This is a genomic window from Thalassospira sp. MCCC 1A01428 (assembly GCF_002115825.1).
GTDB lineage: Bacteria > Pseudomonadota > Alphaproteobacteria > Rhodospirillales > Thalassospiraceae > Thalassospira.
The window spans coordinates 69,089-87,547 of record NZ_JFJZ01000019.1 but is presented as its reverse complement, the minus strand read 5'-3'; the positions used below and the strand labels follow the sequence as shown (position 1 = coordinate 87,547).

The 18,459-nt window shown below is 50.7% G+C and carries 20 protein-coding genes; 18 read left to right on the top strand and 2 right to left on the bottom strand.

From position 1 onward, the window contains the following. Window positions 1-43 precede the first annotated feature (43 nt). Window positions 44-1,333, bottom strand: a complete 1,290-nt coding sequence (locus THS27_RS15180; RefSeq protein WP_085592319.1) for an O-acetylhomoserine aminocarboxypropyltransferase/cysteine synthase family protein — start codon at window positions 1,331-1,333, stop codon at window positions 44-46. A gap of 217 nt (window positions 1,334-1,550) precedes the next feature. Here THS27_RS15180 and THS27_RS15175 point away from each other — a divergent pair, with 217 nt between their 5' ends. From THS27_RS15175 to THS27_RS15130, 10 genes are all read left to right on the top strand, one after another. Then, window positions 1,551-2,690: an acyl-CoA dehydrogenase family protein gene (locus THS27_RS15175; protein ID WP_085592302.1), complete on the top strand. Its 1,140-nt coding sequence runs from the start codon at window positions 1,551-1,553 to the stop codon at window positions 2,688-2,690. A gap of 39 nt (window positions 2,691-2,729) precedes the next feature. After that, window positions 2,730-3,812, top strand: coding sequence for an enoyl-CoA hydratase/isomerase family protein (locus THS27_RS15170; protein ID WP_085592300.1), 1,083 nt, complete (start codon window positions 2,730-2,732; stop codon window positions 3,810-3,812). Between the two features lie 83 nt (window positions 3,813-3,895). Next, a complete protein-coding gene (mmsB, locus tag THS27_RS15165; RefSeq protein WP_085592298.1) occupies window positions 3,896-4,783 on the top strand; it encodes a 3-hydroxyisobutyrate dehydrogenase in 888 nt (295 codons plus the stop codon). A 180-nt stretch (window positions 4,784-4,963) separates the two neighbouring features. Beyond that, window positions 4,964-5,155: a hypothetical protein gene (locus THS27_RS27740; RefSeq protein ID WP_085592296.1), complete on the top strand. Its 192-nt coding sequence runs from the start codon at window positions 4,964-4,966 to the stop codon at window positions 5,153-5,155. A gap of 356 nt (window positions 5,156-5,511) precedes the next feature. Then, a complete protein-coding gene (locus THS27_RS15155) occupies window positions 5,512-6,435 on the top strand; it encodes a branched-chain amino acid ABC transporter permease LivH (protein WP_085592294.1) in 924 nt (307 codons plus the stop codon). Further along, window positions 6,435-7,958 (top strand): high-affinity branched-chain amino acid ABC transporter permease LivM, encoded by a 1,524-nt coding sequence (gene livM, locus THS27_RS15150; protein WP_246832977.1) that lies wholly within the window; start codon window positions 6,435-6,437, stop codon window positions 7,956-7,958. The genes THS27_RS15155 and livM overlap by 1 nt, the downstream gene beginning before the upstream one ends. Continuing rightward, window positions 7,955-8,809: an ABC transporter ATP-binding protein gene (locus tag THS27_RS15145; RefSeq protein WP_085592292.1), complete on the top strand. Its 855-nt coding sequence runs from the start codon at window positions 7,955-7,957 to the stop codon at window positions 8,807-8,809. Before livM ends, THS27_RS15145 begins: the two co-directional genes overlap by 4 nt. 19 nt (window positions 8,810-8,828) lie before the next feature. Next, window positions 8,829-9,539, top strand: coding sequence for an ABC transporter ATP-binding protein (locus THS27_RS15140; protein WP_085592315.1), 711 nt, complete (start codon window positions 8,829-8,831; stop codon window positions 9,537-9,539). An 11-nt stretch (window positions 9,540-9,550) separates the two neighbouring features. Continuing rightward, window positions 9,551-9,901: a DUF6867 family protein gene (locus tag THS27_RS15135; protein ID WP_085592290.1), complete on the top strand. Its 351-nt coding sequence runs from the start codon at window positions 9,551-9,553 to the stop codon at window positions 9,899-9,901. Between the two features lie 201 nt (window positions 9,902-10,102). Next, complete coding sequence (locus tag THS27_RS15130) at window positions 10,103-11,209, top strand: branched-chain amino acid ABC transporter substrate-binding protein (RefSeq protein WP_085592288.1); 1,107 nt, start codon at window positions 10,103-10,105, stop codon at window positions 11,207-11,209. A gap of 241 nt (window positions 11,210-11,450) precedes the next feature. Here the strand turns inward: THS27_RS15130 and THS27_RS15125 are convergent, their stop codons facing one another. Continuing rightward, window positions 11,451-11,870 carry a MucR family transcriptional regulator gene (locus THS27_RS15125; RefSeq protein ID WP_085592286.1) on the bottom strand — a complete coding sequence of 140 codons (420 nt, stop codon included), beginning with the start codon at window positions 11,868-11,870 and terminating at the stop codon, window positions 11,451-11,453. A gap of 451 nt (window positions 11,871-12,321) precedes the next feature. On the opposite strand from THS27_RS15125, the gene rpiB reads away from it, so the two are divergent. The 8 genes from rpiB to nusB all read left to right on the top strand — a co-directional run bounded on the left by rpiB (window position 12,322) and on the right by nusB (window position 18,459). Continuing rightward, the gene (rpiB, locus tag THS27_RS15120) at window positions 12,322-12,765 is read left to right on the top strand and encodes a ribose 5-phosphate isomerase B (protein WP_085592284.1); all 444 of its coding nucleotides are present in this window, start codon (window positions 12,322-12,324) and stop codon (window positions 12,763-12,765) included. Window positions 12,766-12,837: 72 nt separating this feature from the next. Beyond that, a complete protein-coding gene (gene glyA / locus THS27_RS15115) occupies window positions 12,838-14,112 on the top strand; it encodes a serine hydroxymethyltransferase (RefSeq protein ID WP_085592282.1) in 1,275 nt (424 codons plus the stop codon). A gap of 28 nt (window positions 14,113-14,140) precedes the next feature. Further along, entirely contained in the window at window positions 14,141-14,611 is a 471-nt protein-coding gene (nrdR, locus tag THS27_RS15110; RefSeq protein WP_085592280.1) for a transcriptional regulator NrdR, read from the top strand. Window positions 14,612-14,613: 2 nt separating this feature from the next. Then, window positions 14,614-15,741: a bifunctional diaminohydroxyphosphoribosylaminopyrimidine deaminase/5-amino-6-(5-phosphoribosylamino)uracil reductase RibD gene (gene ribD / locus THS27_RS15105; protein WP_085592278.1), complete on the top strand. Its 1,128-nt coding sequence runs from the start codon at window positions 14,614-14,616 to the stop codon at window positions 15,739-15,741. Further along, window positions 15,741-16,328 (top strand): riboflavin synthase, encoded by a 588-nt coding sequence (locus THS27_RS26670; protein WP_139835598.1) that lies wholly within the window; start codon window positions 15,741-15,743, stop codon window positions 16,326-16,328. Before ribD ends, THS27_RS26670 begins: the two co-directional genes overlap by 1 nt. Window positions 16,329-16,334: 6 nt before the next feature. Beyond that, on the top strand, window positions 16,335-17,495 hold the full coding sequence (ribB, locus tag THS27_RS15100; RefSeq protein WP_139835597.1) for a 3,4-dihydroxy-2-butanone-4-phosphate synthase: 1,161 nt from the start codon (window positions 16,335-16,337) through the stop codon (window positions 17,493-17,495). After that, window positions 17,492-17,962, top strand: coding sequence for a 6,7-dimethyl-8-ribityllumazine synthase (gene ribH / locus THS27_RS15095; protein ID WP_085592276.1), 471 nt, complete (start codon window positions 17,492-17,494; stop codon window positions 17,960-17,962). The genes ribB and ribH overlap by 4 nt, the downstream gene beginning before the upstream one ends. Continuing rightward, window positions 17,962-18,459 carry a transcription antitermination factor NusB gene (gene nusB / locus THS27_RS15090; RefSeq protein ID WP_085592274.1) on the top strand — a complete coding sequence of 166 codons (498 nt, stop codon included), beginning with the start codon at window positions 17,962-17,964 and terminating at the stop codon, window positions 18,457-18,459. The genes ribH and nusB overlap by 1 nt, the downstream gene beginning before the upstream one ends.

Genomic DNA, 18,459 nt, shown 5'->3' with positions numbered 1-18,459 from the left:
CCAATTGAGTCCAGACCCTAGGCAAATCAGGCAAGTGACGGTCTCAAACGAGAGCAAGTGCCTGCTCAAGATCAGCGAGAATATCGTCGATATGTTCGATGCCAATGGAAAGCCTGATGTAGCTTTCACTCACGCCCGATGCGGCAAGTTCGGATTTTGACATTTGTGAATGTGTTGTTGTCGCAGGGTGAATGGCCAGCGACCGTGTGTCGCCAATATTGGCGACATGGTAAAACAGCTTCAGGCTGTTGATGAACTTTTCGCCCGCTGCCCGGCCGTCTTTTAATTCAAACCCCATGAGCGAACCGTATCCACCTTTTAAATACTGGTCAGCCCGGCGGCGGGTTTCACCATCTTGCAGGCTGGGGTGAATGACCTTGGCAATTTTGGTGTGGTTTTGCAAAAATGTAGCCACTTTGTTGGCATTTTCGCAATGGCGTTCCATGCGCAAGGGCAATGTTTCCATGCCCTGAATAATTTGAAACGAGCTAAGCGGCGAGGCTGCCGCACCAACATCGCGCAGCAACGTGCAACGCAGTTTGATCGCGTATGCCACCGGGCCAATCGGTTTGACAGCTTCGGTCCAGATAGCGCCATGGTAGCTGGGATCTGGCTGGGTCAAAAGCGGGAAGCGTTCTGCATGTTTTTCCCAGTCAAACTTACCTGAATCAACAACAATCCCGCCAACCGACGTGCCGTGCCCGGCAATGAATTTGGTGGTTGAATACATCACTACGCTGGCGCCATGCTCTATCGGGCGGCACAGGACCGGGGCGGCCGTATTGTCAACAACCAGCGGAATCCCGAGATCATCGCCAATATCGGCGACTTCGCGTAACGGGAAAACCTGCAATTTGGGGTTAGGCAAGGTTTCAGCATAAAATGCCCGGGTTTTGTCGTCGGCCAGCTTGCGAAAGTTTTCCGGGTCTGCCGGGTCGGCAAAACGCACTTCGATTCCCATTTGCCGAAAGGTGTTGGCAAACAGGTTCCATGTGCCTCCGTAAAGATCAGTTGAACTGACAATATTGTCGCCTGCCTGGGCAATGTTAAGCAGGGCAAAGGTTGTTGCCGCCTGGCCCGACGCAACGGCAACGGCAGCAGCGCCGCCTTCCAGAGCGGTAATGCGTTGTTCCAGCACATCGTTTGTCGGGTTCGTCAGGCGGGTATAAATATTCCCCAGTTCTTTAAGGGCAAACAGGTTGGCCGCATGTTCCGTATCGCGAAACTGATAGCTGGTGGTTTGGTAAATGGGCACTGCGACGGAGCCGGTGGTCGGGTCTGCGCGGTATCCCGCATGAAGAACAATGGTTTCCGGGTTTTTGCTGTCTGTCATTTCCGTTTCCCTGTTGGTGTTTTTAAGGTGTTTGCCGCAGTAAGGCATATTAATTCCGTACGGACAAGATGGTGCGGAACCGCACGTACAGGTTGGTTGCAGTTTTTCCTGATATTCATAATGGCGTATTTCGGTAAGGTTATGCCGAATTAATTGACATCGGGTGTTTTTTACGTTTACGTAAAGGGAAACAATAGCCCTGATGAGGAAATATCCGATGGAGTTCGCCCTTTCCGACGACCAGTTGGCCTTTCAGCAGGCTGCCCGCGATTTTGCCGCTGGCGAAATGGCGCCGCACGCGGCCAAATGGGATGCCGAACATATTTTCCCCGAAGAAACCTTACGCCAGGCCGCTGAAATGGGGTTTGCTGCAATTTATACCCGCGATGATGTTGGCGGTTCAGGGTTGGGGCGTCTGGATGCGGCGGTGATATTTGAAGAACTGGCAACGGCGTGTCCCTCGACAGCGGCCTATTTATCTATTCATAACATGGCATGCTGGATGATTGACCGGTTTGGCAGCGAGCGCCAGCGCCAGGAGTTTTTGCCCAAACTTACCCGAATGGAACATTTCGCCAGTTATTGCCTGACAGAACCGGGTTCCGGGTCTGATGCCGGATCGTTGCGGACCCGGGCTGTTCGCACTGGTGACACATACGTGCTGAACGGCGAGAAAGCGTTTATATCAGGCGGGTCACGAAGCGATATTTATGTGGTGATGGCGCGCACCGGTGACGAAAGTGCCGCCGGGATTTCGACCTTTCTGGTGCCTAAAGATGCACCGGGCCTGTCGTTTGGCAAGCTGGAAGAGAAAATGGGCTGGAACAGCCAGCCGACATCAGCCGTCATTTTTAGTGATTGTATTATTCCGGCTGAAAATTTGCTGGGTGCAGAAGGCGACGGTTTTAAATTTGCCATGAAGGGACTTGATGGTGGCCGCTTGAACATTGCGGCATGTTCGATTGGCGGGGCACGGGCGGCAATGGAGCATGCGCGTGACCATATGAAGGTGCGTAAACAGTTTGGCAAACCGCTAGAATCGTTTCAGGCCTTACAGTTTAAATATGCCGATATGGTTACCGAACTGGAAGCTGCACGGTTGTTGCTGCACAAGGCTGCTTGCAAACTTGACGAACAAGCACCTGATGCCACACAATTTTGCGCCATGGCCAAACGGTTTGCCACCGATATTGCCTTTGCTGTTTGCAACGATGCCCTGCAATTGCATGGTGGGTATGGTTATATTCGTGAATATCCCGTCGAAAGATTGCTGCGCGATCTGCGTGTGCATCAAATCCTTGAAGGAACAAATGAAATTATGCGGGTTATCATCGCGCGCGCTGCGTTGCGCGACTAGATTGGTGATAACTACAAGGCCAAATGCAGGAGCATTAATATGAGCGATGTCGGTGTTTATTTTGCTGTAAATGGTGCAGTGGGCGAGATTTATCTGGACCGGCCTAAAGCCCTTAACGCGCTGACATTGCCAATGGTCGATGCCATCCATCATCAGATGCAGGCATGGGAAAACGATCCATCAGTTGCTGTTCTGACGATTGAAGGCACGGGTGACAAAGCATTTTGCGCGGGTGGTGATATTCGCGGGTTGTATGATGCGCGTAAAAATAACGAACCAGCATTACTGGATGCCTTTTACCGGCGGGAATATTTGTTAAACCACTATATGGCGCATTACCCCAAACCCTGCATTGCCTTGCTGGATGGCATTGTGATGGGCGGTGGTGTTGGTGTCTCGGTTCACGGCCGATATCGCGTGGTGACGGAAAAAACCATGTTTGCAATGCCGGAAACCGGTATCGGTTTTTTCCCCGATGTCGGCGGTGGATATTTTTTGCCACGATGCCCTGGCGCGACGGGAATGTATCTGGGCCTGACCGGTGCGCGCCTGGGCGCTGCGGATTGTTTATATACCGGTATTGCGACACATGGCTGCCAAAGCAGTGATATTGCAAGGATAAAACAGGCATTGGTCAATGCAGATTTCGGGGTGAAAAACGACAACCAGATGTCCCAGGTCTGTGAGCAGGTCGAACAGATTTTAAAGCAGTATTCCCATGATCATAGTCCGGCATTAATGGCGGAACATCAGGTGGAAATTGATACTGTTTTTGGTGCAAATACGATTGTGGATGTGATGGAAAAACTTGAGGCATCAGGTTCGGAGTTTGCAATCAAAACATTGAAAATGATCAAAACAAAGTCCCCAATGGCATTGGCCGTTACGTTTAAACAGATACGTGAGGGGGCAAAGCTGGATCTTGCCGGGGACTTGAAAATGGAGTTTCGTCTAAGCCAGCGTATGGTTGAAAAACCTGACCTGTTTGAGGGGGTCCGCGCCGTAATAGTGGACAAGGATCACAACCCGGTTTGGGCGCAGGGGGATATTGGGCAGGTTGACCCGCGAGATGTGGATGCCTTTTTTGCCCCGTTGCCAGATGAACAGGAACTGACCATTTAGCGCGGGCAGATTCATATAACCATCAGGTTAATATCAAACAATGAAAACCGGTTATGACCGGACTATCAGAGGAGACGGTAAAAATGGCAAAGATTGGTTTTGTCGGGTTGGGTAATATGGGCGGTCCGATGGCGGCCAACCTTATTCGGGCCGGGCATGATGTGAAGGTGTTCGACCTTTCGGCTGATGCGGTAAAAGCAGCGGTGGAGATTGGCGGAACGGCGGTGAATTCGCTGGCGGATGCTGCAAGCAATGTGGATGCCGTTGTAACGGTGTTGCCTGCAGGTAAACATGTGTTGGCTGTATATGACGGGCCGGAAGGTCTTTTGGCCCATGCCGCCCCGAATACGTTATTTATCGATAGTTCGACCATCGATGTTGATTCTGCCCGCAAAGCCGCCGATTTGGCGCAGACTGCCGGTATGCGCCCGGTAGATGCCCCTATTTCCGGGGGTGTTGGTGGTGCAACAGCGGGGACCCTTACCTTTATGGTGGGGGGGAGTGAAGATGCCTTTGCTTCGGCTGAGCCAATTTTGCAGGCGATGGGCAGCAACATTATTCATGCCGGTGATAACGGTGCCGGGCAGGCGGCTAAAATTTGCAACAACATGATCCTTGGTGTCAGCATGATTGCCGTTTCAGAGGCCTTTATGCTGGCCAAACGTCTCGGTGTCGATGCCCAGAAACTGTTTGATATTTCATCAAAGGCATCCGGTCAGTGCTGGTCACTGACCAGTTATTGCCCGGTTCCTGGCCCGGTGCCGGCGTCACCTGCCAATCGTGATTATCAGGCAGGTTTCGCTGTTGATATGATGTTAAAAGATCTGAAATTGGCCCAGCAGGCTGCAGCAGGTGCGAATGCAACCACCCCGATGGGTGCTTTGGCCGAAAGTTTATATGCGATGTATAGTGCCGGGGGAAATGGCGGACGTGATTTTTCGGCAATCGTCAAAATGCTTGATGGCGAATAAAGCCTGCTGATCTGATGCAATTTTATCATCCTACAGCATAATTCACTACGACGATGCGGAGGATTTATGTCCTCCGCATTTTTTATATCCAGATTCGGAGCATTTGGTAGTATTGTTGCTCTTATACCAAGTTATACTTATGCTTTGCGTCGCAGTCAAAAATGCTATCCGGGATAAATTATGGCACCTGCTTCATCCAAAGGACGGGAAATATTTATAGAATTCAAGCAGGTAGGGCAGTACTTGCGCTGCACTGCCATTGATTCCGCTACCGGGCAGGAGGTAACTGTCGCAGGACCCGTTTCACGTAATCCAGAGCAACTAAAGCGTGTCGCGGTACAAAAACTTGAATACGTCCTGAATAAGGGATAAAATATACAATATTGAAACGGTTGGTTGTTCCACCATTATGGTAAAAAATTCTATCCAGGGGTGGGAAAACGGGAGATTCAACCAATTTTTCAAACACGCTTGCAGCCTTTGACCACATGTGTCTAAGGTTCCAACCGTAAATCGCGTTTTCGAACATAGAATCACATTAGAATGATCGCGTTCGTAAACTTAAAAGCGGGGATACCCCGATAACAAAAAGACGGAGGCTGCGGAGGTTTGCGAGGGGGCAATGGGGAGATGGGTTCTTACCCAACAACATTTGTATATCCTTGTTCTTTGCCTTCAGCCTTGCTGTCGAGGACGGCGTTTGTCTGTGCCAAATCTAAGGTTGAGCAATGGATTGGGCTTATTTTTTACAACAATTGATCAATGGACTGACGCTTGGCGCCATTTATGGCCTCATCGCGATCGGTTACACGATGGTCTATGGCATCATCGGCATGATCAACTTTGCGCACGGCGAAATCTATATGCTGGGCGCCTTTCATTCCCTGATTACGTTCCTGATTTGTCAGGCGGCGGGAATTAGCGGCATTTTGCCGTTAACACTTCTTTTGATGCTGGTCGTATCAATGGTCATGACCTCGGTTTATGGCTGGGGCGTTGAACGCATTGCGTATCGACCGTTGCGCGGGTCTTTTCGCCTGGCAGCATTGATCTCGGCTATTGGTATGTCGATCTTTTTGCAAAACTTTGTGCAAATTGCACAGGGTGCGCGCGTCAAACCAATGCAACCGTTGATCAAGGGTGGCATTACGCTAATGGAAAGTCCGAACTTTAATGTTCAGCTTAGCTATATGCAGATTGTCATCATCGTGCTGACCTTTGTGCTGATGGTTGTGTTTTCGACCCTGATCGCCAAAACATCGCTTGGTCGTGCCCAGCGTGCCTGTGAACAGGACCGGACGATGGCGGGCTTGCTTGGCATCAATGTGGACCGCACCATTTCGACGACCTTTGTTATGGGTGCTGCTCTTGCATCTGTCGCCGGGATGATGGTTACCCTGTATTATGGCGTGATCGACTTTTATATTGGCTTCCTTGCCGGGGTTAAGGCATTCACCGCTGCAGTTCTTGGGGGTATCGGTTCGCTGCCAGGTGCCATGCTTGGCGGTTTGCTTATTGGCCTGATTGAATCCTTCTGGTCGGGTTATCTCACCATCGAATACAAGGATGTTGCGACATTCGGTATTCTGGTTCTGGTGCTGATCTTCCGTCCGTGGGGCCTTCTGGGCAAACCGGAGGTGGAGAAAGTCTGATGTCGTCTTTACTTACATCTTCGCGTGTTACCCCGGTAGACATTGCCAAGGAACTGGCGTTCTTTGCAGTATTGGCCGTCATGATGTCGATCATGATTTTGGGTGTTGAAACTGTTGACCGTCCGACCGGACTTGAACTTGCCCTGCGCTGGGACCTTGTGCTTCTGGCGGTTTGTGCAACGGTTGTTGGCCGTCTTGGCCTGATTGTGCGTCGTGAACATCTGTCCCGATTGCTTCAGGCCGCGCTGATCGTCATTTCAGCGTTAATGGTTTTTGAAATGTTCGTTCGTTTCCGCGACCTTGACGATCGCTGGGTGTCACCTGTCACGTTTGATATGGCGACACAAAGTGTTGGGCGCGCGATTTTCTTCATCTGTCTGATCGCGATTGTCTTTGCTATCGCCTATTTTTCGTCGGCCAAAGGTCGTCCGACCGGGGATGAAGACGAAAGCAACAAGATTTCCGCCAGACTGCAGGTTGCCTATCGGACCAACACCAAAAAAGTCGGTATGCTCGGGATTGCCTTTTTCATTATCTTCCCGTTCATTTTTGGCGAAAACCGCTCTGCAATCGACCTTGCAACCCTTGTCATGATTTACATCATGCTTGGTTGGGGGCTGAACATTGTGGTCGGGCTTGCAGGCCTGCTTGATCTTGGTTATGTCGCATTTTATGCGGTTGGTGCCTATTCCTATGCCTTGTTGTCCCAGCATTTCGGTCTCAGCTTTTGGCTGTGCCTGCCAATGGCGGGGCTGTTCTCGGCAAGTTTTGGTATCATCCTTGGTTTTCCGGTCTTGCGGTTGCGTGGTGATTACCTTGCCATTGTGACGTTGGGCTTTGGTGAAATCATTCGTGTGATCCTGATTAACTGGTACGATCTTACCGGTGGTCCTGACGGTATTGCATCGATTGAACGTCCTTCGTTTTTTGGTTTGGCCGATTTCTCGCGCCGGGTGCCAGAAGGCGTTACGCGTTTCTCCGACCTGTTCGGAATTGAATATTCGTCGATGCACCGTCTGATCTTCCTGTATTACCTGATCCTGATTTTGGCGCTGGTGACCAATTTCGTAACCATGCGTTTGCGGAAATTACCAATCGGGCGTGCGTGGGAAGCCCTGCGCGAAGACGAAATCGCCTGCCGGTCACTGGGGATTAACCCGACCAACACCAAACTGTCGGCTTTTGCCATCGGTGCGATGTTTGCCGGTTTTGCCGGGGCATTCTTTGCCACCCGTCAAGGGTTTATCAGCCCGGAAAGTTTCACATTTCTTGAATCTGCCGTTATTCTGGCCATCGTTGTGATGGGTGGCATGGGCAGCCAGATTGGTGTGGTGCTTGCCGCAATTGTCATGATTGGCTTCCCGGAAATGTTCCGCGAACTGGCCGAATACCGCATGCTCATTTTCGGTGCCGGTATGGTTGCTATCATGTTGTGGCGTCCGCGCGGTCTTTTGTCTTTCCGTGATCCGACAATCTTGCTGAATATGAGCAAGAAAGAAAAAGTTGCCGGAGAAAAATCATGACCGACAACAAGTTGCTAGAAGTTGAACATCTGACAATGCGCTTTGGCGGGCTGGTCGCAATTGACGATTTGTCCTTTACGGCGAGAAAGCGGGAAATCACGGCAATTATTGGCCCGAACGGTGCTGGTAAAACCACAGTGTTTAACTGCCTGACCGGGTTTTATGTCCCGACAGAAGGGCGGTTAACACTTAGCGCTAATGATGGCCCGCGTTTGCTGGAGCGTACTGAAGGTTTTCGCATTTCGCGAAATAACGGTGTTGCACGTACTTTCCAGAACATTCGTCTGTTTACCGGCATGACGGTTCTGGAAAACCTGGTTGTAGCCCAGCATAACCGTCTGATGGATGCGTCTCTGTTTTCGCTGGCCGGGTTGTTTAACCTCAAACGTTATGCCAACGCGGAAAAAGAGGCACTTGAACGGGCAAAGTTCTGGTTGAATAAAACCGGGCTTTACGAATTTGCCGACTGGAATGCAGGTAACCTTCCTTACGGGAACCAGCGCCGATTGGAAATTGCCCGTGCCATGTGTGTTGAACCTTCGCTTTTGTGCCTTGATGAACCGGCCGCAGGTTTGAACCCGCGTGAATCTGCTGAATTAAACCTGTTGTTGCAAAGCATCCGGGATGAGCAGGGCATTGGTCTGTTGCTGATCGAACATGACATGAGTGTCGTGATGCAGATTTCAGACCATGTTATCGTGCTTGATTACGGCAAGAAAATCGCTGATGGCAACCCCGAGGCCGTTAAAAACGACCCCGCGGTGATCCGTGCCTATCTGGGTGAAGAAGAAGACGATGAACTTCCGCCGGAAGTTGCCCAGGATCTTCATCTTGACCCAAAGGCACAGTGAGGGAGAAGGCGATATGACCATGTTGAAGATTGAAGGTGTTCATACCTTCTACGGGAATATCGAAGCCCTCAAGGGCATTGATATGGAAGTCAATGAAGGGGAAATCGTTACCCTGATCGGTGCCAACGGTGCCGGTAAGACGACCCTTTTAATGACGTGCTGTGGCTCGCCACAGGTTTCCAAAGGCCGTATTTTGTTTGAAGGTACCGACATCAGCCGGATGCCGACGCATGATATTTGCCGCTTGGGAATTCAGCAATCCCCGGAAGGGCGGCGCATTTTCCCGCGCATGTCAGTTTTTGAAAATCTGCAAATGGGGGCCTGTACCCAGGACCCCAAGCATTTTGATTCCGACCTGGAAATGGTGTTTGATCTGTTTCCGCGTTTGAAAGAGCGTATTAACCAGCGTGCCGGTACGATGTCGGGTGGTGAACAGCAAATGCTGGCGATTGGTCGCGCCCTGATGGGGCGTCCACGTTTGCTGCTGCTTGATGAACCTTCTCTCGGTTTGGCACCATTGGTGGTAAAACAGATTTTCGAAACCATCAAAAAAATCAACCGGGAAAACAAGGTTACAGTTTTTCTGGTTGAGCAAAATGCGTTCCATGCGCTGAAGCTGGCCCATCGTGGATACGTTATGGTGAATGGCAACATTACCATGTCGGGCGGCGGGGCCGAATTGCTGGCAAACCCTGAAGTACGCGCCGCGTATCTTGAAGGCGGACACTAGGAGATAGCGTTATGGAAGCAATTACAGGCACCAGCATTGGCGTTACCATTGGCATTACCATTATTTTGATGGGATTTTGCGCAATGATGACGGGGCAGGCGGTTGCCAACACCTGGCGGTCAATAAGCCAGCTGTTACCCTATGCCATCCTGCTGGGGTTCACAGACCGGTTTTTGGTATTTGCCCTTTTTGGCGGTGACCTTCTGTCCTTGTCGGGTTTTATTTTTGACACGGTTATTCTGTTCGCAATTGCCACAATTTCATTTCGGATTGTCCGGGTGAACAAGATGCTGTCCCAGTATCCGTGGTTGTATGAACGTGTTAGCCCGTTTGGCTATCGTTCGCGCGAAGGTGTCAAATAACGTGTATTGCTTTGCCAATGCTGCATTGCAGCTAATTTGTTGGCGAAGCACGGATTTGTACTATTGCACACCCCAAACGGGATGCTAGAGTACGAGGAGCGGAAACCGGTAAATGGGGAAAAAACCAGGCCGGTTTCGGGTCCTAAAAGATGGTTCTGGCATGGTGTCGGAACCAACCTTTGGAACAGGGAGACTTCTCTTATGTCGAAAACCAAGCTTGGCCTTCTGGCAACTGCATCTGCGCTTGTCCTGTCAATGGGGGCGGCAAAGGCTGACATTACCATTGCGACTGTTGGTCCGATGACCGGTCCTTATGCTGCTTTTGGTGAACAGATGCGTCAGGGTGCATCCAAGGCGGTTGAAGATATCAACGCTGCCGGTGGTGTTAACGGTGAAAAGCTGGTTCTGGAAATCGGCGATGATGCTTGCGATCCGAAGCAGGCTGTTGCTGTCGCCAACCAGTTGGTTAGCAAGGATGTTGCTCTTGTTGCTGGTCACTTCTGCTCGGGTTCTTCTATCCCGGCATCAGAAGTCTACAACGAAGAAGGCATCATTCAGATTTCTCCGGCTTCGACCAACCCGCAACTGACTGATCGTGGCCTGGATAACGTATTTCGCGTTTGTGGCCGTGATGACCAGCAGGGTGAAGTTGCCGGTAAATATCTTGCAGAACATTTTGGCGACAAACGTATCGCCATCGTTCACGACAAACAGGCCTATTCAAAAGGTCTCGCTGACGAAACCAAGAAAAACCTGAACGCTGCCGGCGTTGAAGAAGTGATGTATGAAGCCATCACCCCGGGTGAAAAAGACTATTCAGCTTTGGTGACCAAGCTGAAATCTGAAAATGTTGATGTGCTGTATTATGGTGGTTACCACACCGAGCTGGGCCTGATCGTTCGTCAGATGCGTGCCCAGGGTATGGACACCCAGGCAATTTCCGGGGATGCGCTGAACTCGCTTGAATACTGGTCCATCACGGGTGATGCCGGTGCGGGCACCATGTTCACCGCCGGTCCGGCTCTTGAAAAAGATCCGCGCAACGCTGACCTCGTCAAATACTTTGAAGGTAAAGGCTACAAGCCGGAAGGTTATACCCTTTACACCTACGGTGCGATCCAGGCTTGGGCACAGGCTGTGACCAAAGCCGGTTCGACCGACTTTGAAGCCGTTACCAAGGAACTTAAAAGTGGCGATAGCTTCGACACCGTTCTGGGTTCGATCTCGTTCGACTCCAAGGGTGACGTTGCAGCACCGGGTTACGTTTTCTATAAGTGGGAAAACGGCAGCTACGATTACGCTGACTAAAATATCCTGATCTTGTGATCATGATGGGGCCCGGTACATTTTTGTGCCGGGCCTTTTTTATGATTTTCATGTTTGAGCCAGGCCGGACAGAACCTGTTTTATCAACTGGTGTCAAAGTTGGGGGCGGGTAAGGCTATATTTGCCTTGGTTATCTTTTGGGTAAATAAAAAGGTGCCTCCTGTTTCCGGGGCACCTTTTTGTACAACATGCAGCGCACTATTTGGCGCGCAGTTTGTTGTTATTAATCTACTTTACGGCCAAGGCCGATTTTTTTGGCAAATTGCGACCGCTGTTTTGCATAGTTTGGCGCAACCATTGGATAGTCTGCCGCCAAACCCCATTTTGCCCGATATTCTTCAGGGGTCATATTATAGGTGGTCCGAAGGTGGCGTTTCAGCATTTTCAACTTTTTGCCGTCTTCCAGGCAAATGATGTAATCATCACCGATAGATTTGCGGATCGGAACAGCGGGTTTAAGCGGTTCTTCTTCTTCAATTTCTTCAACACCGCGCAAATCTTCAAGCGATCTGAAAGTCGTTGTAATCAGCTCTGGTAACTGTGTTGCCGCCAGCGCATTGTTGCTGACATATGCTGAAACGATATCGACCGTCATCTGTAACAGTTCGTCGCGATCAAAGGCGTCATCATTTACGTCATTCATTTTTTCTTATGTCCTTGAACCTGTTCCCAACGGCTACAAGAATTGTAGCCCAAAGAGCATATAATCAACATTCTCGTTTGTTCAATATTAGCGAATTAATTTGAGTCAAACGCCGTTTTTTATACTTAACAAATAACATCTGATCAAACAAACGTACAGTAGTATAGTTTGAAAAGGTAACCAAGCGTTTAACATGTTATTTTGCAGAGAATTTTTTGTTCAGTAGTTGAAAATCGATCCGATGTTTCCAGTATTTATTTCGTAAGCAATGCAAATGTTGATTGACTATTTCAGATATTGTCGTTGTTGTATGATCGTCATAGTAGAGATTGAGGGCAGCGTGCGTTGCATGGCAGAACTCGCAAGGCAGGTGCGACTGCGCGTTGGCACAGCGATAGTGATGTGCTAAAAGGCGCTCAAATTTCCTTGCTGTTTGAAAAGGGCGCAAAAAATGTCGGCCAAAACCATTGCGATTGCTGCCGATCATGGCGGTATTGACCTTAAAGCACTAATCGTTAAACAACTGTCGGATCAGGGATATAACGTGCTTGACCTTGGCACAGATGGCGCGTCGTCTGTCGATTATCCGGATTTTGCCTATGCAGTATGCAAAACCATTATTGATGGCAAGGCAGAAAGCGGCATTCTCGTTTGCGGATCGGGCATTGGCATGAGCATTGCGGCTAACCGTTATCCGGAAATTCGTGCAGCCCTGGTACATGACCGTCTGTCTACCCAGCTTTGCCGTCAGCATAACAATGCTAACGTTTTGTGCCTTGGCGCACGCCTTTTAGGTGTTGCGACGGCTCAGGATTGTGTCGATGCATTTGTTTCGACCGACTTTGAAGGTGGGCGTCACCAGGGGCGCATCGACAAGCTTTCGGCACCGCAATAATTCAATTTGCCTCATGGCACGAACCAGGGCTTTCGGGCTCTTTTATTTCCCGTTTTATCGAAAGGCTTTCGAATGTCTTTTAGCGGCTTTTTTTCTACCGGTCTTGCGGACGCGGACCCGGCACTGTTCAAGTCCATTTCTGATGAACTGGACCGTCAGAAAAACCAGATCGAACTGATTGCGTCGGAAAACATTGTTTCCAAAGCCGTCATGGAAGCCCAGGGTTCTGTTCTGACCAACAAATACGCCGAAGGTTATCCTTCACGCCGTTATTACGGTGGTTGCGAATTTGTAGATGTTGCCGAAGAACTGGCCATTAATCGTGCCAAGGAACTGTTTGGTTGCGAATATGTCAATGTGCAGCCCCATTCGGGCGCGCAGGCAAATGGTGCTGTAATGCTGGCATTGTTGCAGCCTGGTGATACCGTGCTGGGCATGTCGCTTGATGCGGGTGGCCACTTGACCCACGGCGCACGGCCGGCATTGTCGGGCAAATGGTTTAATGCCATCCAGTATGGTGTGCGCGAACAGGATTACCTGATCGATTATGACGATGTGGAAGCGCTTGCCGTTGAACATAACCCAAAGCTGATCATTGCCGGTGGTTCTGCCATTCCGCGCCAGATTGATTTTAAGCGTTTTCGTGAAATTGCCGACAAGGTCGGTGCTTATCTTATGGTGGATATGGCGCATTTTGCGGGACTGGTTGCCGGTGGCGTGCATCCAAGCCCGCTGCCTTATGCCGACATTGTTACGACGACAACGCACAAAACCCTGCGTGGTCCTCGTGGTGGTATGATCCTGTCGAACAATCTTGAAATTGGTAAAAAAATCAATTCGGCTGTCTTTCCTGGTTTGCAGGGCGGCCCTTTGATGCACGTTATTGCTGCCAAGGCCGTTGCATTTGGTGAAGCATTGCGCCCTGAATTCAAGGCATATGCACAGCAGGTTATTGATAATGCCCGCGCACTGGCTGACGTTTTGCAGTCCCGTGGTTTTAACATCGTTACCAATGGTACCGATACACACCTGATGCTGGTTGACCTGCGCCCCAAAAGCCTGAAGGGCAATGTGGCCGATGTCGCGCTGGAACGGGCAGGGATTACGTGTAACAAAAACGGCATCCCGTTTGATACTGAAAAGCCGACTGTTACGTCAGGCATTCGTCTGGGCACCCCGGCCGGAACCACCCGTGGCTTCGGTGTTGAAGAATTCAAGCTGATCGGCAAACTGATTGCAGATGTTCTTGATGCGCTGGTGGACCAGCCGGAAGGCAATGCAGAAGTCGAAGCATCAGTTCGGGCCCAGGTTCAGGATTTGTGCAACAAATTCCCGATCTACAGCTGATTTTTCTGAAATATAGCGAGAACAGATAATGCGCTGTCCGTTTTGTAGTCACGACGATACCCAGGTAAAGGATTCTCGTCCGACCGAGGAAAATCACGCCATTCGCCGGCGTCGGTTTTGCCCGGCCTGTGGATCGCGATTTACCACGTTTGAACGCGTTCAATTGCGGGAATTGATGGTGGTGAAAAAAGACGGGCAGCGCGAATTGTTTGATCGGGACAAGCTGGCCCGGTCTATTTTTCTGGCGTGTCGGAAACGGCCGATTGAAGATGAACGGGTGGAAAAAGCCCTGAACGGTATTCAACGCCGTTTGGAAAGCAGTGGTGAAAGCGATATTACCACCGACACCATCGGTGAAATCGTGATGGAGGCGCTTCATGCCCTCGATCAGGTTGCCTATGTGCGGTATGCTTCTGTTTATAAGGATTTCTGCGAAGCTCGTGACTTCGAGGAATTCGTTGAAAACATGCAAGATAGTGACGATTCTTCGGATAAATGACCATGGCGGGTTCGAGCTTTAGCGACGATGACCGGCATTTTATGCGGGTCGCCCTAAGTCTGTCTCGCCGGGGGCTGGGAAATGTATGGCCCAATCCTGCTGTTGGCTGTGTGCTGGTTTCAAAAAGTGGCAACATTGTTGGGCGTGGCTGGACCAAGCCTGGTGGCCGCCCGCACGCAGAAAGGGTGGCACTGGATCAGGCCGGGACGAACGCGGCAGGCGCCACGGCGTATGTCACACTTGAACCCTGTAGTCATTTTGGCAAATCTCCTCCGTGTGTTCTCGGGTTGATTGAGGGTGGTGTTTCTCGTGTTGTAAGTGCCCTTGAGGATCCCGACCCGCGGGTTTCTGGCCGTGGGCATCAAATGTTGCAAGACGCCGGAATAAGTGTTGATACCGGTTTGATGGCCGAAGCTGCGCGTAATCACAATGCCGGTTTTTTATCGCGGATCATGCATGATCGGCCTTTGATTACGTTGAAACTGGCGGGAAGCCTTGATGGCAGGTCAAGCCTTGCCAATGGTAAAAGCCAATGGATTACCGGGAGCAGGGCGCGGCAGCAAGGCCACTGGTTTCGCGCTAATCATGATGCGATCATGATCGGCGCAGATACGGCGATTGCCGACAACCCCGACCTGCGATGCAGGATTGCCGGTCGGCAGAATAGTTCGCCCGTTCGTATTGTGCTTGATCGTCAGGCGAAAGTTTCTGCCGAATGTATTTTGGCCCAAACCGCTGACGAAACCCCGACCTGGGTGGTTGTCGACCTGCAACACCTGGCAAAAGCCCGAGAAGTTTTTTCAAAAACAGCGGTAAAAGTGCTTTCGGCCCGATGCATAGACGGGCATTTCGACCTACATAACGTATTGCATATTCTGGCTGAACAAGGACTTACCCGTGTTCTTGTCGAGAGTGGTGGCAGACTTGCTGCCGCACTTTTGCAAAAACAGGTGGTAGACCGTGTCGTACATTTTCAGGCACCTGGTATTATCGGCGCTGATGGCAAGGGAATTGTTGGCGACATGCATTTGCAAGACCTGACGCAGATGTATCGGTTTTCGCGTCACCGTGTTGAGAATGTCGGTCAGGATTTAATGATAAGCTATGAAAAAATAACGGATAAATCATAATGTTCACAGGTATCATCACCGATATCGGTACGGTTCGAAAAATTGAAAAACGTGGCGATACGCGGTTTGAGTTCAATACAGCCTTTGATACGGCCAAAATTGACCTTGGGGCTTCAATTGCATGCAATGGTGCCTGTATGACCGTTGTGGAAAAAGATGCGGGCTGGTTTGCCATCGAGGCATCGGCCGAAAGTCTGTCGTTAACCACCCTTGGTGATCTGGTTGTTGGCGGACGGCTTAATCTTGAACAATCCTTGCGCATGGGTGACGAACTGGGTGGCCATATTGTTTCGGGACATGTGGATGGTGTCGCCATTCTGACGGCCATGCATCCCGAAGGTGATTCGATGCGCATGACATTTGAGCTGCCGGAAGAGTTTGGGCGCTATGTGGCACGTAAAGGTTCCATTACACTTGATGGTGTGTCGCTAACGGTTAACGAAGTGAACGGCAATTCGTTTGGCATTAACGTGATTTCGCATACCCGGAACAATACGACGCTGGGCGGACGCAAAATTGGTGATCGGTTCAATTTTGAAATCGATATGCTGGCACGTTATGTCGCACGCATGGTCGGAAAGGACTGATCAAAAATGCCGCATCGTTATTTGTCACCTATTGAGGACGTCATTGAAGAAGCCCGAAACGGGCGGATGTTTATTCTGGTTGATGACGAAGACCGCGAAAATGAGGGTGACCTTGTTATTCCTGCGCAAATGGCGACCCCGAATGCCATTAATTTTATGGCAACACATGGGCGCGGTCTGATTTGTCTGGCATTGGAGTCTGCCCGGTGTGACCATTTGGGGCTTTCCCTGATGACGGCCAGCAATGGCACCCGGCACGAAACAGCATTTACCGTTTCGATCGAGGCAAAAACCGGCGTTACCACGGGTATTTCCGCACCAGATCGTGCGCGGACCATTTCCGTTGCGATTGACCCGGCTGCAGACCGCCACGAAATAGTGACGCCGGGGCATGTTTTTCCGCTGCGCGCGCGTAATGGTGGTGTTCTGGTACGTGCGGGACATACCGAGGCATCGGTCGATATCGCCAGGCTGGCGGGATTAAACCCGTCCGGGGTGATTTGCGAGATCATGAATGACAAAGGCGAAATGGCCCGTTTGCCGGAGCTGGTGGAATTTGCGAAAAAACATGATCTGAAAATAGCGCAGATTGCCGATTTGATCCGCTATCGGCGTAAGCATGAAAAAGTTGTTCAATGCAAGGCGACAACCCGGATTGACAGCGTCCATGGTGGGGCGTTTGATTTGCATCTTTTCGTCAATACGCTTAATTACGCCGAGCATATCGCCCTGACCAAAGGCGATATTGGCGATGGAAAACCGGTTTTGACCCGCGTTCATGCCTTGAATGTGCTTGATGATGTCCTGGGGGACCGCCAAACCGGGCGAGGCGGAGAGCTGCACGCCGCAATGAATGCCATTGCCGAGGAAGGCAGGGGTGTTATTGTTATTATTCGCGAAGCACGGGCCAACAGCCTTTCAAATGCGGTTGCCGGAATTATTGATCATCACGGTGGTGATGGTTCGGCGCTAAGGGACGACGTTAGCGACGCAGACTCGGTCGAACCGGACTTGCGTGATTACGGCGTTGGTGCGCAAATATTGCATGATTTGGGGGTGCGAGACATGATTCTGCTGTCAAACACCAAACGTCACATCGTAGGGCTTGACGGATTTGGTCTTAATCTGGTTGATCAGCGTCCGCTTTGCGTCTCGGAGGTAAAATGAAAAGCAGTAGTTCCCCGCACATCCTGATTGTTGATGCGCCATATTATACCCATATCGTCGAAGATCTGGTCAAAGGGGCTGCCAGCACGCTTGAAGCGGGTGGGGCAACATGGGACCGTTTGTCGGTAAGTGGTGCCTTTGAGGTGCCGATTGCCATCCGTTATGCAGTGCAATCGATGAACGAACTCGCAACCGGGCCGCGTTATGATGGATACTTGGCGCTTGGTTGTGTTATTCGCGGCGAGACAACGCATTATGAACATATTTGCAACGAAGCCAATCGTGCCCTAATGCAGTTGTGCCTTGATAATTGCCTGGCAATTGGAAATGGCATTTTGACCGTTGAAAATGAGGCCCAGGCGCTTGCGCGCGCACGTGCAGACGAAAAGAACAAAGGCGGCGAGGCTGCGACGGCAGTTTTGCGTATGATCGAAGTTCAAAACCATTTTGGAATACATCACAAGTAATGACCGACAAATCCAAACCTTCAATCGCCCAACGGCGTAGTGCTGCCCGTTTTGCTGCTATTCAGGCGCTGTATCAGGCCGATGTGTCGCAAGTCGCGGCCGGGCGTGTTGTTCAGGAATATTCCGAATTCCGGCTTGATGGCCTGGGTCAGCGCGATATTGACGAGCCAAACGAAAATCTTATCGATCCTGATCGCGGTTTTTTCGCCGATCTGGTTCAGGGTGTGGAAAATCGCCTGCCTGATATCGACGGCCTGATAGACGGAGCCCTGGAAAAAGGCTGGACGGTTAAACGTCTTGAATCCGTTTTGCGCAGCATCATGCGTGCAGGCACCTATGAACTTATGATGCGTGAGGATGTTCCGATGCGCGTCGTGATTACCGAATATGTTGATGCGGCCCATTCATTTTTTGATGAAAATGAACCTCGCCTGGTCAATGCGGTTCTGGACCGTATTGGCAAAGCTTTGCGCCCGCTAGAGGCCAACAAGGATTGA

What these genes read in the sequence shown, in the direction of transcription:
- nusB (WP_085592274.1), top strand. Translation starts at nt 17,962, where the DNA reads ATGACCGACAAATCCAAACCTTCAATCGCCCAACGGCGTAGTGCTGCC.
- rpiB (WP_085592284.1), top strand. Translation starts at nt 12,322, where the DNA reads ATGTCGGCCAAAACCATTGCGATTGCTGCCGATCATGGCGGTATTGAC.
- nrdR (WP_085592280.1), top strand. Translation starts at nt 14,141, where the DNA reads ATGCGCTGTCCGTTTTGTAGTCACGACGATACCCAGGTAAAGGATTCT.
- THS27_RS15155 (WP_085592294.1), top strand. Translation starts at nt 5,512, where the DNA reads ATGGATTGGGCTTATTTTTTACAACAATTGATCAATGGACTGACGCTT.
- THS27_RS15130 (WP_085592288.1), top strand. Translation starts at nt 10,103, where the DNA reads ATGTCGAAAACCAAGCTTGGCCTTCTGGCAACTGCATCTGCGCTTGTC.
- THS27_RS26670 (WP_139835598.1), top strand. Translation starts at nt 15,741, where the DNA reads ATGTTCACAGGTATCATCACCGATATCGGTACGGTTCGAAAAATTGAA.
- THS27_RS15140 (WP_085592315.1), top strand. Translation starts at nt 8,829, where the DNA reads ATGTTGAAGATTGAAGGTGTTCATACCTTCTACGGGAATATCGAAGCC.
- livM (WP_246832977.1), top strand. Translation starts at nt 6,435, where the DNA reads ATGTCGTCTTTACTTACATCTTCGCGTGTTACCCCGGTAGACATTGCC.
- THS27_RS15180 (WP_085592319.1), bottom strand. Translation starts at nt 1,333, where the DNA reads ATGACAGACAGCAAAAACCCGGAAACCATTGTTCTTCATGCGGGATAC.
- ribB (WP_139835597.1), top strand. Translation starts at nt 16,335, where the DNA reads ATGCCGCATCGTTATTTGTCACCTATTGAGGACGTCATTGAAGAAGCC.
- glyA (WP_085592282.1), top strand. Translation starts at nt 12,838, where the DNA reads ATGTCTTTTAGCGGCTTTTTTTCTACCGGTCTTGCGGACGCGGACCCG.
- THS27_RS27740 (WP_085592296.1), top strand. Translation starts at nt 4,964, where the DNA reads ATGGCACCTGCTTCATCCAAAGGACGGGAAATATTTATAGAATTCAAG.
- THS27_RS15170 (WP_085592300.1), top strand. Translation starts at nt 2,730, where the DNA reads ATGAGCGATGTCGGTGTTTATTTTGCTGTAAATGGTGCAGTGGGCGAG.
- mmsB (WP_085592298.1), top strand. Translation starts at nt 3,896, where the DNA reads ATGGCAAAGATTGGTTTTGTCGGGTTGGGTAATATGGGCGGTCCGATG.
- THS27_RS15145 (WP_085592292.1), top strand. Translation starts at nt 7,955, where the DNA reads ATGACCGACAACAAGTTGCTAGAAGTTGAACATCTGACAATGCGCTTT.
- THS27_RS15135 (WP_085592290.1), top strand. Translation starts at nt 9,551, where the DNA reads ATGGAAGCAATTACAGGCACCAGCATTGGCGTTACCATTGGCATTACC.
- ribD (WP_085592278.1), top strand. Translation starts at nt 14,614, where the DNA reads ATGGCGGGTTCGAGCTTTAGCGACGATGACCGGCATTTTATGCGGGTC.
- THS27_RS15125 (WP_085592286.1), bottom strand. Translation starts at nt 11,870, where the DNA reads ATGAATGACGTAAATGATGACGCCTTTGATCGCGACGAACTGTTACAG.
- ribH (WP_085592276.1), top strand. Translation starts at nt 17,492, where the DNA reads ATGAAAAGCAGTAGTTCCCCGCACATCCTGATTGTTGATGCGCCATAT.
- THS27_RS15175 (WP_085592302.1), top strand. Translation starts at nt 1,551, where the DNA reads ATGGAGTTCGCCCTTTCCGACGACCAGTTGGCCTTTCAGCAGGCTGCC.